The organism is Rhodopseudomonas palustris, from assembly GCF_003226555.1.
Classification (GTDB): Bacteria; Pseudomonadota; Alphaproteobacteria; order Rhizobiales; family Xanthobacteraceae; genus Rhodopseudomonas; species Rhodopseudomonas palustris_I.
Genome location: NZ_QKQS01000026.1, coordinates 154149 through 167694, shown reverse-complemented (window position 1 = coordinate 167694; position 13546 = coordinate 154149). Strand labels below are relative to the sequence as shown.

Genomic DNA, 13546 nt, shown 5'->3' with positions numbered 1-13546 from the left:
CCGCCACGTCATTCCGGGGCGCTCGCGAGAGCGAGCGAACCGGGAATCTGTAGCGGGGCAAAGCGCCGCCTTCCAAACCGCGAGATTCCGGGTTCGCGCTTCGCGCGCCCTGGAATGACTTGCTTGGGGCATGTGGACGATATCACTCCGCGGGGCGATGCCCGCACACCACGACGCGCTTAGTTGCCCTTCGCCTGAATCTCGGCCGAACTCTTGGCGGCTTCGGCGAGCCGGGCGGAGATCGAGGCGGTTTCGGCGGCGCTGCCCCAGCTCGGGGCATCGCTGCCGTCGCCCCAGGCGCGCGGACGATAGAAGGTGTGGACGCCGAATCGGTACATCTTCTTCATCTCGTGGACCCACGACGGCCGCACCCAGTAGGCGTGGTAATGAGTCGACTTGCCGACCTCGGGCAGCCACAACTTGCCGTCGAGCATCGCGCGGGCGATCTTGCGGGCGCGATCCCACATCTCCGGTTCACGGACCACGTCGGCGACGTTGTCGCAGGCGAAGGTGAACTGGCAGGCGTAGCGGCGGTTCTTGTTCTGATAGACGACGCCGCAGACGTTGCTCGGGTAGAAGCCCGAGAACGCGCGGTTCAGCACCACCTGCGCCACCGCGATCTGGCCGCGCACTTTCTCGCCGCGCGATTCGAAATACACCGCCTCCGCCAGGCACTTTTCGTGCTTGGCCCACAGCTTCGAACCGGCGACGAGGCCGAGCCGTTCGGCGGGCGTTTTGACGTGATGATCGGTATTGACCTGCCCCTTGCCGGCCACGGTCTCGCCGGACGCGTTCGGATCGCCGGGCGCGGCCTGCGGCGACTTCATGTCCAGGTCGACGGCGTTCGGTGAGACGATGATCGGTTCCTGGCCGGGCTGCCACTGCTCCAGCGTCTCTTCCATGCCACCGAGTGAGCCGGTGCCGAAGAACAGGCTGACGGTCTTGAATGCGAACGGATCGCGCGGCGGCGCAGCCGCAGCAGGTGCGGCCCCTTGGTGCTGTGCGTCCGGCGGCAGCGAGCCGTCGTATTGCGGCAGCGGTTCGGACTGCAGCGCCTCGGCGAGTTCGGGATCGAGCGCCGGTGCGGCCTCGGCAGCGGCGACCGCCGCGTTCGGCGTGGAGGTCGGGAGCTGTTCGGCGGTCTTGGCGCCGGCGACGTTGGGCGCCTCTGATCCTGCGTCGTCGGACGTGGGCGCGACTTCGAGATGCGGCGTCTGATCCGGCTTGGCGAGTGCCAGGCGATCCCCTTTCAGGGTGCGGTCGACCTTCGGATAGTCGGACGCCTGATAGCGCGAGGGAGATTGCAGCAGCGGGTTGCGGGTCGTCGCCAGGCCGCCGCTGCGGCCTTCGATGCTGACGAGCCGCGACGCGCCGAACTGCGGCGCCCAGGTTCCGATCGGCCGGCCGAACGAGAACGTCGCGACCTGAACCGAGCCGAGCGCGGAGGCGAACATCCGCTTTTGCCAGCGTTCGGTGACGCCGGTCTGCCGGACCAGCAGCGACGCGATATCCTGGTGGCCGATTTCATTGGGCAGCGCCGCAAAGACACAAACCCCGAGGCCGAAGGACGCAATCCGTGCGCCCTTCGACCGGTTACGCATGACTGACATCGATACGCTCACGCAACGCTTACTCGCGATCAGTTCCGAGGGTTTCGGACAAGTTGATCGTTTGCGTTGTTATCCGATTAAAGTTGCCCGTGCGTTAATGGCCGATGCACGCGCGCAACACGCAACAGCAAGCTGTTAGTTAGCTGAGCCGATGACCGACGTGGTGAATCCTGGCTTCACGACGCTGGTTAAGATCGCGTTGCCAGACGTCGTTAACGAGACGTTGCTTTGCGGGCGGAATGCGCATGCGCCGAAAATACAAATGACCGAAATACAGATCACCTAAACACAAATGGCCGGGACGATGCCCGGCCATTCGAAATCCGCTCAATTCATCAAGCGCGGCTTACGCCTGGCTGGCGATGCCCTTGCCGAGCGCGGCCTGCGCCGCGGCGAGCCGCGCGATCGGCACGCGGTACGGCGAGCACGATACGTAGTTCAGGCCGATCTCGTGGCAGAACGCCACCGACGCCGGATCGCCGCCGTGTTCGCCGCAGATACCGACCTTGAGGCTGGAGCGCGTCTTGCGACCGCGCTCGACGCCGATTCGGACCAGTTCCCCGACGCCGTCGCGGTCCACCGACACGAACGGATCGACCGTGAAGATGCCCTTCTCGATATAGGTACCGAGGAAGCTGGCGGCGTCGTCGCGGCTGATGCCGAACGTGGTCTGGGTCAGATCGTTGGTGCCGAACGAGAAGAACTCCGCGCTCTCGGCGATGTCGCCGGCCATCAGGCAGGCGCGCGGCAGCTCGATCATGGTGCCGACCTGGTACTTCAGGTCGCTGCCGGTATCGCGGTTCACCGCATGCGCGGTGGCGTCGATCCGGGCCTTGACCAGCTCGAACTCGGCGCGGGTCGCGATCAGCGGAACCATCACTTCGAGACCGACCTGCTCGCCGGTGCGCTTCTCGGCCTCGACCGCGGCTTCGAAGATCGCACGCGCCTGCATCTCGGCGATCTCCGGATAGGCGATCGCCAGACGGCAGCCACGGAAGCCGAGCATCGGGTTGAACTCGGCGAGCTCGCGGGCCCGATCGGCGAGGCGGCGCGGATCGGCGTTCATCGCCCGCGCCACTTCCTCGATCTCCGCCTGGGTGTGCGGCAGGAACTCGTGCAGCGGCGGATCGAGCAGGCGCACCGTCACCGGCAGCCCCTTCATGATCTCGAACAGCTCGACGAAATCGGCGCGCTGCATCGGCAGCAGCTTGGCGAGCGCGGCGCGGCGCGACTGCTCGTCTTCGGCGAGGATCATCTCGCGCACGGTGCGAATGCGGGTCTCTTCGAAGAACATGTGCTCGGTGCGGCACAGGCCGATGCCCTCGGCGCCGAACTTGATCGACGTGCGGGCGTCGGCCGGGGTGTCGGCGTTGACGCGAACCCTGAGCTTGCGGACTTCGTCTGCCCAGCTCATCAGCGTGTTGAAGTCGCCCGACAGTTCCGGCTCGATCATCGGCATCTTGCCGGCCAGCACCTGGCCGTTGCCGCCGTCGATGGTGATGATGTCGCCGGCCTTGAAGGTGCGCGAGCCGATCATCATGGTGCCGCGGCCGTAATCGACACGGATCGTACCGCAGCCGGAGACGCAGGGCTTGCCCATGCCGCGCGCCACCACGGCGGCGTGCGAGGTCATGCCGCCACGGGTGGTGAGAATGCCTTCCGAAGCGTGCATGCCGTGAATGTCTTCGGGGCTGGTCTCGATCCGGACCAGGATCACCTTGCGGCCGTCGGCATGCAGCTTGGCGGCTTCATCCGACGAGAACACGATCTCGCCCGAGGCGGCGCCCGGCGAAGCCGGCAGGCCGGTGGCGATGACGTCGCGCTTGGCGTTGGGGTCGATGGTCGGGTGCAGCAGCTGATCGAGCGAGCCCGGCTCGATCCGGGTCACGGCATCCTTGCGATTGATCAGGCCTTCGTTGGCGAGCTCGACCGCGATCCGCAGCGCCGCCTTGGCGGTGCGCTTGCCGCCGCGGGTCTGCAGCATCCACAGCTTGCCCTGCTCGATCGTGAACTCCATGTCCTGCATGTCGCGGTAGTGCTTTTCCAGCAGGGTGTAGATCCGCGTCAGCTCCTTGAACGCCTCCGGCATCGCCATTTCCATCGACGGCTTGTCGGAGCCGGATTCGACGCGGGCGTACTCGGTGATGTCCTGCGGGGTCCGAATGCCGGCGACGACGTCCTCGCCTTGGGCGTTGATCAGGAACTCGCCGTACAGCCGGCTTTCGCCGGTCGAGGGGTTGCGGGTGAAGGCGACGCCGGTCGCCGAGGTCTCACCCATATTGCCGAACACCATCGCCTGAACGTTGACGGCGGTGCCCCAGGATTCCGGAATGTCGTGCAGGCGGCGGTAGGTCACCGCGCGCGCGTTCATCCACGACGAGAACACCGCGCCGATCGCGCCCCAGAGCTGGGCGTGCGGATCCTGCGGGAAGTCCTCGCCGGTCTCACGCGCCACCGCGTCCTTGTACTGGCCGACCAGATCGACCCAATCGTCGGCGTCGAGATCGGTGTCGAGCGTGTAGCCCTTGGCGTCCTTGTAGGCGTCGAGGATTTCCTCGAAGTGATGATGCTCGAAACCGAGTACGACATCCGAGTACATCGTGATGAAGCGGCGGTAGCTGTCGTAGGCGAAGCGGCGGTCGCCGGACTTCTCCGCCACCGCTTCGACGGTCTCGTCGTTGAGGCCGAGATTGAGCACGGTGTCCATCATGCCCGGCATCGAGGCGCGGGCGCCGGAGCGCACCGACACCAACAGCGGGTTCTTGGCGTCGCCGAACTTCTTGTTGGTGAGCTTGCCGACGTGCTCGAGCGCGCGCTCGACCTGCGACTGCAGCTCCTTCGGATAGGTTTTGCCGTTGGCGTAGAAATAAGTGCAGACCGAGGTCGGGATGGTGAAGCCCGGAGGCACCGGCAGGCCGAGATTGGCCATCTCGGCGAGGTTGGCGCCCTTGCCGCCGAGCAGGTCGCGCAGATTGGCGCGGCCTTCGGCCTTGCCGTCACCGAAGGTGTAGACCCATTTGCCGGCCTTCGGCGCGGCAGCGGCTTTCGCCGCGGCCTTCTTGGCGGGCTTGGCGACGGCCTTCGCGGCCGGCTTGGTCGCAGGCTTGGTTGCAGCCTTCGCTGCAGCCTTGGCGGCGGGCTTGGTCACCGTCTTGGCGGCCGGCTTGGCCACCGTTTTCGACTTCGCGGCCGCCTTCGAGACGGGCTTGGCGGCTGGCTTGCTAACAGCCTTCTTGGCCGGCTTCGGCGGGCTCTTCGCCACTGCCTTGCGTGCGCTCGACGCGGCAGCGCCCTTCCCACGCGCAGTCTTGGAAGACTTGGATTTGGGGGCGGTCTTCTTCTTCGAAGCGGCTTTGGCCATGGCTCTCAACGGTCCGCGAAAGAGGAACAGAAAACGGGCGCTTTAGACCACGTTTTGACGGTCGCAAGCAAGGCGGCGGAACCCGAGCCGACTAAAGATGCAAGAAACGCAACGCTCCGAGGCCGATCAATCCGACGCAGATCAGATACAGCGCGACGATGAAGTTCAACAGCCGCGGCATCACCAGAATCAGGATACCGGCGATCAGTGCGACGATGGCTGGAATGTGGGCAGTGGTGATTGTCATGGCAGACGGTCTCCGGCGGGGGAAGCTATCGAGATCGAATCGCAGGGCTGATTGGTAGCGGACGGCGGCGAGGAACGATACCGGCGGCTGATGACGCGGTCGCCTATCTCCAGGTTCCCCACACGGCGAAAATCACCGTCACTGCGACATTCGCGCAAGGAACATGACGCGCGGGCGGGCATTGCCTCCATACCGCTGAGCGGCGCCGCAATCCCCCAGGTGCTGTTTCGGATCGTTCAGGTGGACGCGCGAGTCGCTTGAACGTGGGTCCGGACGCAACCGATGCGGCCGGATCGGAGAGCCCCGTCCCGTTCCCCCGCCGGGCGGGGCTCTTCCACGTCTGCGGCTGCTCGTCGTCATCGCTTCTCGCGCTTCGCCCCACCTGCTAGAGTTCCGCGCCGGCCCGGTTGGCGCGCTGGCGCCGCGGCCTTTTCCGCGCCGAGTTCGTCCCGCGCTGGTTTGGCCCCTGCCGATGCCGATGATCGCCACCCCTTCCGTTCACAGCTTGGCTCTGTTGTTGCTGCTGAGTTTCTTTCTCGGCTTCGCCTTCGAGGAATTCTTCGAGCAGCGCAAATCCGCACGCCCCGGCGGCGTTCGGACCTTCCCGCTGCTGTCGCTCGGCGGCGGCGTGCTGTACTGGCTCGATCCGACCCACCTGGTCGCTTTTACCGGCGGGCTGCTGGTGCTCGGCGTTTGGCTGTCGATCTTCTACACCGTCCACCTGCGCGAGCGTGACGAGCAGGGCGAGCGCAACGCCGGGCTGGTGGTGCTGCTGCTCAATGTGCACGCTTATCTGCTCGGCGCCATCGCGCTGGCATTGCCGCATTGGGTCGCCGTAGGCGTGACGGTGACGGCGGTGATGCTGCTGACAGGGCGCGACTGGCTGCACCGGCTGGTGCACAAGGTCGACACCCGCGAGATCACCACCGCGGCGCAATTCCTGATTCTCAGCGGTGTGGTGCTGCCACTGCTGCCGGCCGAGCCGGTGACTTCGCTCACCAGCATCACGCCGCGGCAGGTGTGGCTGGCGCTGACGCTGGTGTCTGCGCTGTCCTATGCGAGCTATCTGGCGCAGCGCTATTGGCAGCGCGCCGCGCAGGGACTGTGGATGGCCGGGCTCGGCGGGCTGTACTCCTCGACCACCACGACGGTGGTGCTGGCGCGTCAGGCCGCCGTCAGCGACGCGTTCCGCCGCCAGGCGACAGCGGGCATCACGCTCGCCACCGGCATCATGTATCTGCGTATCCTGGTGGTGATCGCGGTGTTCAACATGACGCTGGCGCGCGCGCTGGCAGCGCCGATGCTGGGGCTGGCCGCGATCGCTTTGGCGGTCGCAGCGCTGCAATATCTGATCGTCAAGGCCCCCAGCGGCGAAGCACCCCAGCCGTCGGAGCGCGGCAACCCGCTCGAACTCGGCACCGCGGCGGTGTTCGCGGTGCTGTTCATGGCGATCTCGCTGGCCTCGACCTGGGTCAAGACTGAATTTGGCACGCAAGGCATCTATTGGCTGGCGGCGATCGTCGGTTTTTCCGATATCGATCCGTTCGTGCTCAACCTGGCGCAGGGTGGCACCGCCGGGATCGGCGAACACGCGGTGGCGATCGCGGTGCTGATCGCGGCCTCGTCCAACAACGTGCTGAAGGCCGCCTATGCGGTGGCGTTCGGCGGCCGGCGCACCTGGCCGAGTGCGGTGGTGCTGGTCGCCCTGGCGATCGGCGGCGTCGCGCTGGCGGCGTGGCTGGCGCAGATCGCGGCGTGAGCGGCGGCGAACCTACCCGCGCTTCAGCATCGACAGCAGCGAGTTGGTCGCCTTGTAGCTCTGCACCGCATTGTCGCGGAATGCCGGCGTCCAGTTGGTCGCGGTGCGCTCCTCGGCGCTCATCCCCGCATAGGTATTGAGCAGGCCGAGGCTGAATTCCGCCGGATTGCCGGAGGTCTGGCTCTGCTTCAGCGCCGACAGGATGCTGGCGCGGTTGCGGCTGTCGAGTTCGCGCTTGGCAGCGAACACCTCTTCCTTGGAGAACAGGTCGTCCTTGTTGAGCGAGATCGCCGACAGCGCGCGATTGTCGAGCACCGACAGATCTGCTTGCTGGCCGGTCTTGCGCGCCGGATCGTACACCAGCAGCTTGCCGGCGGCGGTCGCCTGCTTGGCCTGATCGTCGAGCGCGGCGCGCGCCTGCTTGGCGACGCTGCCGAAATCCTTGGCCGTGGTGGTGCTGCCGGACGGATAGCGCGCCAGATAGGCGGCGACCGGGTCGTTGCTGATGCCGGCCGGGATCTTGGACGGATCGCTCTGCGTCGCCGCCAGCCCCTGGGTGATCGCCGCGCGCTCGGCCTGCCAGGTGGCGGTCGCCTTCTCTTCGCTGGAGGCGCCGTCGAGATAGCTAGCAGCGGCCTTGTACACCGTGCTGAAGTCGCCGATCAGGTTGGCGGTCTGCGTCGCCGGCGACAGCGCGTCGTTGAACTGGGAGATCCGGTTGGTCGCCGCCAGCGTCTGCTCGGCGTCGGTAAACCGGCCGCCGGCATTGGAGGCGATCGCGAACAACGCCCGCCGATCCAGCCCCAACAAATCGATCGTCGGCTTGCCGCTGGCGTCGTAGGGCGCGGCGACGTTCGCCGCCTTGTACAGCTTGTCGATCGCGGCGCGGCTGTCGCTGATCACCGCGGAGAAGTCCTTGGACGAGCCGCCCGCGAGCTGCGCCCGCGCCGCGGCCGACAGCGTCAACTGCGTGGCTGCATTGGTGCTGGCGCCCGGCAGCACGTCGTCGCCGCTGCCGTTCAGGATGCTGGCCAGCGAGGTCTGCGCGCCCGCGGTCCGCGCATAGGCGGCGCCATATTGCGCGTAATTGTTCAGCCCGTTGGTGATGCTGGTCATCGCGCCCTGCGCCCCGCTGCCAAGGAGGACGGTTAAGGAACCGTTACCGGTCGCCAACCTGTCAGGACATGGTTAACGAGTGGTTAATCATTTCGCGATGTTGCCGATCGGTGCAGCTTTTGAGGGGTACGCGGTAGTGCGCTTCACCGTCATTCCGGGTTGCGTGCGACAGCACGCAGACCCGGAATCTCGCGGTTATGGCAAAGGGTGACGCAGCGACGCGCGTGGCGGATGCCGTGCACGACCACATCGGGATTCCGGGTTCGCTCGCTGACGCGAGCGCCCCGGAATGACGAGGTGTTAGTCCTGAATCTTCGAGAAGTCCGCCACCGCACGGGTCGCGGCGCGGATTTCGTTCAGCAGCTTCAGCCGGTTTTCACGGACGGCCTTGTCGTCGGCGTTGACGGTCACCTTGTCGAAGAACGCATCGACCGCCGGCCGCAAGCCGGCCATCGCGGTCATCGCCGCGGCGAAGTCCTCCTTGGCAACCGCGGCACCGGCATCGGCCTTGGCACGGTCGATCGCAGCGGCCAGCGCCTTCTCCTCGTCCTGCGCGTAGAGCGAGGCATCCGGCACGCCGTCGAACGCGCGGCCGTCCTTCTTCTCCTCGATACGCAGGATGTTGGCGGCGCGCTTGGTGCCGGCCAGCAGGTTCTTGCCGTCGTCGGTGGCGAGGAAGGCAGCGAGCGCCTCGACGCGGCGGACGATCATCAGGATGTCGTCCTGACCTTCCAGCGCGAACACCGCATCAACGAGATCGTGCCGCGCGCCTTGATCGCGGAGTTGGACTTTCAGGCGGTCGGCGAAAAACAAGAGAAGGTCGCCGATCGCCTCGTGCGACAGCGCAGTAAGACCACGACCACGTTCGGCATATGCACTCCACTCACTGCGAAGGTGTGGGGTAAGCGGCAGTCGAATATCGTTAGAAATAATTGAACGAATGACGCCGAGTGCTGCTCGGCGCAAAGCATACGGATCCTTGGACCCGGTTGGCTTCTCGTCCTCAATCCAAAAGCCCACAAGAGTGCTAATCTTGTCTGCAAGACCGACAGCGATGCTGACCGGATCGGTCGGCACGCGATCGGCCGGGCCCTGCGGCTTGTAGTGCTCCTCGCAGGCGGCGGCGACGGAGGCGTCTTCGCCTTGCGCCAGCGCGTAATACTTGCCCATCAGGCCCTGCAGCTCGGGGAATTCGCCGACCACTTCTGTGAGCAGGTCCGCCTTGCACAACCGCGCAGCGGTCTTTGCCTTTTCGACATCGGCGCCGACCAGCGGCGCGATCTCGGCGGCGAGGCGCTCGATGCGGGCGATGCGCTCGGCCTGGGTGCCGAGCTTTTCGTGGAACACGATCTGATCGAACTTCGGCAGCCGGTCTTCGAGCTTGGTCTTCAGATCGGTCTCGTAGAAGAACTTCGCGTCCGAGAGCCGCGCGCGGATGACGCGTTCGTTGCCGGCGGTGATGGCGGCGCCGCCGTCGCTGGCTTCGATGTTGGCGGTCAGGATGAACTTGTTGGCGAGTTTGCCGGTCGACGGATCAGCGACCACGAAGCACTTCTGGTTGGCGCGGATGGTGGCGCGGATCACTTCATCCGGGATGGTCAGGAAGTCTTTGTCGAACGAGCCCATCAGCGGCACCGGCCATTCGACCAGACCGGAGACTTCGTCGAGCAGGCCTTGGTCCTCGACCAGTTCGTAGTTCTGCGCCTGAGCCAGCGTCTTGGCATCGGCCAGGATGATGTCCTTGCGCCGGGCGGGATCGAGCACGACCTTGGCGGCAAACAGTTTGGCCTCGTAGTCCTCGAACCGGCGAACCTCGAATGCATCCGGCGCCATGAAGCGATGGCCGCGCGTCGTCTGCCCAGCCTCGATGCCGTCAACGTGGAAATGCACCACTTCGGGCTCTTCGGTGTCGATGCCGAAGGTGGCGACGATCGAATGCAGCGGCCGCACCCATTGCAGCGCGCCGGGTTTGCGCGAGCGCTCGCCCCAGCGCATCGACTTCGGCCACGGGAAGGTGCGGACGATGACGGGCAGGAATTCGGCGATCACCTCGATCGCCGGCTTGCCCGGCTTCTCGATCAGCGCGACGTAGAAATCGCCCTTCTTCGGGTCGCGCTGGATCTTGGCCTCGTCGAGCGAGGCGAGCCCGGTCGCCTTGAGAAAGCCCTGCACCGCCGCCTCCGGCGCGCCGACCTTCGGCCCCTTGCGCTCGTCCTTCAAATCCGGCTGCCGCGCCGGAATGCCATGCACGGTGAGCGCCAGCCGCCGCGGCGTCGCAAACGCCTTGGCGCCCTCATAGACGAGCCCTTCGGCGACGAGCTTGTCGGTGACCAGCCGCTTCAAATCATCAGCAGCCTTCCCCTGCATCCGCGCCGGGATTTCTTCGGAGAACAGTTCGAGGAGGAGATCGGGCATTACTTGTCCTCCCCACGCACGGCTTCACCCTCCCCTGGAGGGGGAGGGTCGCCTGCCGCAGGCAGGCGGGGTGGGGTGACAGCGGTGGCGTTGTAGATGGCGTCCATCACGGCGTCGGTCTTGCTCATCACATCATTGTTCCAAAATCGGATCACCCGGTAGCCTTCCGACTGCAGCCATTGCGTACGAACCTCGTCACGCTTCAGGACGTCTTCGTCGCTGTGCTGCGAGCCATCAACCTCGATGATCAGTCGCTTCGCGAGACAGGCGAAATCGGCGATGTACGGCCCGATCACCACCTGCCGCCTGAAGTGACTTCCTTCCACATTCATTCGTCGCAACCGCCGCCACAGGATGTCTTCGGCAGCGGTGGTATTCGTCCGCAGTTTGTTCGCGGTGGCGCGCTTGAAGTCGCTGATTGGGCGTTTGGCCATATCGCTGACGCTGTCACCCCACCCCGCTCGCTGCGCGAGCGACCCTCCCCCTCCAGGGGAGGGTAAACAAGAACTTAGTCCCCCCGCCCCGCTTCGGTGTGCACCCAGGCTTCGCCGCAGGCCTTCGCGAGCTCGCGCACGCGGAGGATGTAGCTTTGGCGTTCGGTCACGGAGATCACGCCTCTGGCGTCGAGCAGGTTGAAGACGTGGCTGGCCTTGATGCACTGGTCGTAGGCCGGCAGCGCCATGGCGTGGGCTTCGCGCTTGCCGCCATCGGCGGACATCACCCAGCCGGCGTCTAGATACTTTTTGCAGGCGGCCTCGGCCATTTTGAACTGCTCGAACAGCATCTCGGTGTCGGCGACCTCGAAATTGTGCTTCGAGTATTCCTTCTCGGCCTGCAGGAACACGTCACCGTAGGTGACCTTGTCGTCGCCGTCGCGGCCGTTGAAGTTGAGGTCGTAGACGCGGTCGATGCCCTGGACGTACATCGCCAGACGCTCGAGGCCGTAGGTCAGCTCACCGGCGACCGGTGCGCATTCGACGCCAGCGACCTGCTGGAAGTAGGTGAACTGGCTGACTTCCATGCCGTCGCACCAGCACTCCCAGCCGAGGCCCCAAGCGCCCAGCGTCGGGCTCTCCCAATCGTCCTCGACAAAGCGGATGTCGTGAAGCTTAGAATCGACGCCGATCGCGGCTAGCGATTGCAGGTACAAGTCCTGGATGTTCGGCGGCGACGGCTTCAGGATCACCTGGAACTGATAGTAGTGCTGCAGCCGGTTCGGGTTCTCGCCGTAGCGGCCATCCTTCGGCCGGCGCGACGGCTGCACATAGGCGGCGTTCCAGCGCTTCGGCCCGAGCGCCCGCAGCGTGGTGGCCGGATGGAAGGTGCCGGCGCCGACTTCCATGTCGTAGGGCTGCAGGATGACGCAGCCGTAATCGGCCCAGAAGCGCTGCAGCGTCAGGATCAGGCCCTGGAACGAGCGTTCCGGGCGCATGTGCGGAGGCGTCGGGTCCATGATCGGCTTTGGATTCGCAAGGGTTTTCGGAAAAGCGGCCGGACCGTATCGGCCGCGCCCCGGCAAATCAAGGCGACGGACGGGCGAAAGCGCCGGTTAACGGACGCTTAACCGCGTCGCCGCGATCGAAGTGGAGCGCATCGCGGGCCGGCGGCGGCCGAGGCTTCAGCCGGGCCGATAGGCGCCGGTCGCCGGATCGAACCGCAGCGTCGGCAGCTCGGTGCGATCGGCATCGGCGAACATCGTCGCGCGGGCGACTTCGAGTTCCTGATTCACACGCCCGGCAGTACGGAAGGCCCACCGCACCATGGCGATGCCAACCAGGCTTCCAGCCAATACGAGCAGCGGCGGCATCGTCCAACCTCTCTCCTTGAGTCGCGTCACGCCCCTGTTGCATCTTCGCTCAGTGGGTGATCACTCGCAACTCACGCTGACGGGACCAAATGGCGCGGCCGCTACGCTACCGGCATCTCTCAAAAGCCGTATTTGGCCCAGATCGCCCTGGTTTCCAGCGCCGTAATCATTGATTCGGGCAGCGCCGCAACGCCGTCGAGCGCGGCTTCGGCGCCGCCGGATTTGCGCGTCAGACTGGCGAGCAGGCCGGTCGGCGGCGAGATCAGCGGGGTGCGGACCTTGTCGCCGAATTTTTCGCGCAGCACCGCGCGGAGGTCGCCGATCGAATCGGCGAGGCCGAACGACACCGAGGTGGCGCCGGCCCAATATTCGCCGGTGAACAATTGCGACTCCTCGCCCTTCAGCCGGGCGCCGCGGCTCTCCTTCACCAGGCTGATGAACAGCGCATGGATCTCCTGCTGCAGCACCTTCAGCCGCGCGACCTCCTGCGGGTCTTCCGGCAGAAACGGATCGAGCTGCGCCTTGCGCTCGCCGGCGGTGTACAGCCGGCGCTCGACGCCGATCTTCCTGATCAGCTCCTGAAACCCGAAGCCGCCGCCGACCACGCCGATCGAGCCGAGGATCGACGACGGATCGCAATAGATCTCGTCGGCCGCGCAAGCGATCATGTAGCCGCCCGAGGCCGCGACGTCCTCGACGAACGCGTACACCGGCAACTTCTTCTCGGCGGCGAGCGCGCGAATGCGCAGATAGATCAGCCGCGACTGCACCGGCGAGCCGCCCGGCGAATTGATCGCCAGCGCCACCGCCTTGGCGTTGCGGGTGGAGAACGCGCGATCGAGCAGCTTGGCGATTCCGCCAAGCGTCAGGCCCGGGCGCAGCGGCGTCACTGCGCCGATCGTCCCCGACAGACGCACGACCGGTACCACCGGAATGTCCCGCCGAAAGCGCGCCGGAATCCAGCTGCCAAGACCGGCGAACCAGCCCTGCTCGCTGCGACCGCTGCTCGCAGCCTCGCTCATCGCTTCATCCTATTGTCGAGCATCGCGGGTATCACCATTTGGTAGGTATGGAACGTGTTTTGCAACGCAGGCTTCATATAGGGACGAGGCTGCAACGACGCAGCGGAGGGACCAATGAAAATTTACCTGCTGATGCTGTTGATCGGAGCGATTTTGACGGCCGTTCACCTCACCAGTGCGCCGGCCAAGCACAAAGAGCCGCAACCGCA

Annotated in this window: 10 protein-coding genes; 1 reads left to right on the top strand and 9 read right to left on the bottom strand. The window is 65.7% G+C overall.

Going from position 1 to position 13546, the window contains the following annotated elements; all coding sequences use genetic code 11:
• Positions 1-179: 179 nt before the first annotated feature.
• The 3 genes from DNX69_RS21145 to DNX69_RS21135 all read right to left on the bottom strand — a co-directional run bounded on the left by DNX69_RS21145 (position 180) and on the right by DNX69_RS21135 (position 5218).
• Positions 180-1610 (bottom strand): cell wall hydrolase, encoded by a 1431-nt coding sequence (locus DNX69_RS21145; RefSeq protein ID WP_110787969.1) that lies wholly within the window; start codon positions 1608-1610, stop codon positions 180-182.
• 346 nt (positions 1611-1956) lie between these two features.
• A complete protein-coding gene (ppdK, locus tag DNX69_RS21140; protein WP_165825301.1) occupies positions 1957-4971 on the bottom strand; it encodes a pyruvate, phosphate dikinase in 3015 nt (1004 codons plus the stop codon).
• A 91-nt stretch (positions 4972-5062) separates the two neighbouring features.
• Complete coding sequence (locus DNX69_RS21135) at positions 5063-5218, bottom strand: DUF3096 domain-containing protein (protein ID WP_110787967.1); 156 nt, start codon at positions 5216-5218, stop codon at positions 5063-5065.
• Between the two features lie 505 nt (positions 5219-5723).
• Between DNX69_RS21135 and DNX69_RS21130 the strand changes: the two genes are divergently transcribed.
• A complete protein-coding gene (locus DNX69_RS21130) occupies positions 5724-6977 on the top strand; it encodes an MgtC/SapB family protein (RefSeq protein WP_234827040.1) in 1254 nt (417 codons plus the stop codon).
• A 12-nt stretch (positions 6978-6989) separates the two neighbouring features.
• On the opposite strand, the gene DNX69_RS21125 is transcribed toward DNX69_RS21130, so the two are convergent.
• The 6 genes from DNX69_RS21125 to DNX69_RS21100 form a co-directional block, all read right to left on the bottom strand.
• A complete protein-coding gene (locus DNX69_RS21125) occupies positions 6990-8093 on the bottom strand; it encodes a hypothetical protein (protein WP_110787966.1) in 1104 nt (367 codons plus the stop codon).
• A 300-nt stretch (positions 8094-8393) separates the two neighbouring features.
• A complete protein-coding gene (glyS, locus tag DNX69_RS21120) occupies positions 8394-10508 on the bottom strand; it encodes a glycine--tRNA ligase subunit beta (protein WP_110787965.1) in 2115 nt (704 codons plus the stop codon).
• Complete coding sequence (locus tag DNX69_RS21115) at positions 10508-10942, bottom strand: endonuclease domain-containing protein (RefSeq protein WP_110787964.1); 435 nt, start codon at positions 10940-10942, stop codon at positions 10508-10510. Before DNX69_RS21115 ends, glyS begins: the two co-directional genes overlap by 1 nt.
• 74 nt (positions 10943-11016) lie before the next feature.
• The gene (locus tag DNX69_RS21110) at positions 11017-11961 is read right to left on the bottom strand and encodes a glycine--tRNA ligase subunit alpha (protein ID WP_110787963.1); all 945 of its coding nucleotides are present in this window, start codon (positions 11959-11961) and stop codon (positions 11017-11019) included.
• Between the two features lie 165 nt (positions 11962-12126).
• On the bottom strand, positions 12127-12315 hold the full coding sequence (locus DNX69_RS21105; RefSeq protein ID WP_110787962.1) for a DUF4234 domain-containing protein: 189 nt from the start codon (positions 12313-12315) through the stop codon (positions 12127-12129).
• 119 nt (positions 12316-12434) lie between these two features.
• A complete protein-coding gene (locus DNX69_RS21100) occupies positions 12435-13337 on the bottom strand; it encodes a S49 family peptidase (protein WP_110787961.1) in 903 nt (300 codons plus the stop codon).
• Between the last annotated feature and the right edge of the window lie 209 nt (positions 13338-13546).

Coding starts and splice junctions, on each gene's coding strand:
- DNX69_RS21145 (WP_110787969.1), bottom strand. CDS start 1,610: ATGTCAGTCATGCGTAACCGGTCGAAGGGCGCACGGATTGCGTCCTTC.
- ppdK (WP_165825301.1), bottom strand. CDS start 4,971: ATGGCCAAAGCCGCTTCGAAGAAGAAGACCGCCCCCAAATCCAAGTCT.
- DNX69_RS21135 (WP_110787967.1), bottom strand. CDS start 5,218: ATGACAATCACCACTGCCCACATTCCAGCCATCGTCGCACTGATCGCC.
- DNX69_RS21125 (WP_110787966.1), bottom strand. CDS start 8,093: ATGACCAGCATCACCAACGGGCTGAACAATTACGCGCAATATGGCGCC.
- glyS (WP_110787965.1), bottom strand. CDS start 10,508: ATGCCCGATCTCCTCCTCGAACTGTTCTCCGAAGAAATCCCGGCGCGG.
- DNX69_RS21115 (WP_110787964.1), bottom strand. CDS start 10,942: ATGGCCAAACGCCCAATCAGCGACTTCAAGCGCGCCACCGCGAACAAA.
- DNX69_RS21110 (WP_110787963.1), bottom strand. CDS start 11,961: ATGGACCCGACGCCTCCGCACATGCGCCCGGAACGCTCGTTCCAGGGC.
- DNX69_RS21105 (WP_110787962.1), bottom strand. CDS start 12,315: ATGCCGCCGCTGCTCGTATTGGCTGGAAGCCTGGTTGGCATCGCCATG.
- DNX69_RS21100 (WP_110787961.1), bottom strand. CDS start 13,337: ATGAGCGAGGCTGCGAGCAGCGGTCGCAGCGAGCAGGGCTGGTTCGCC.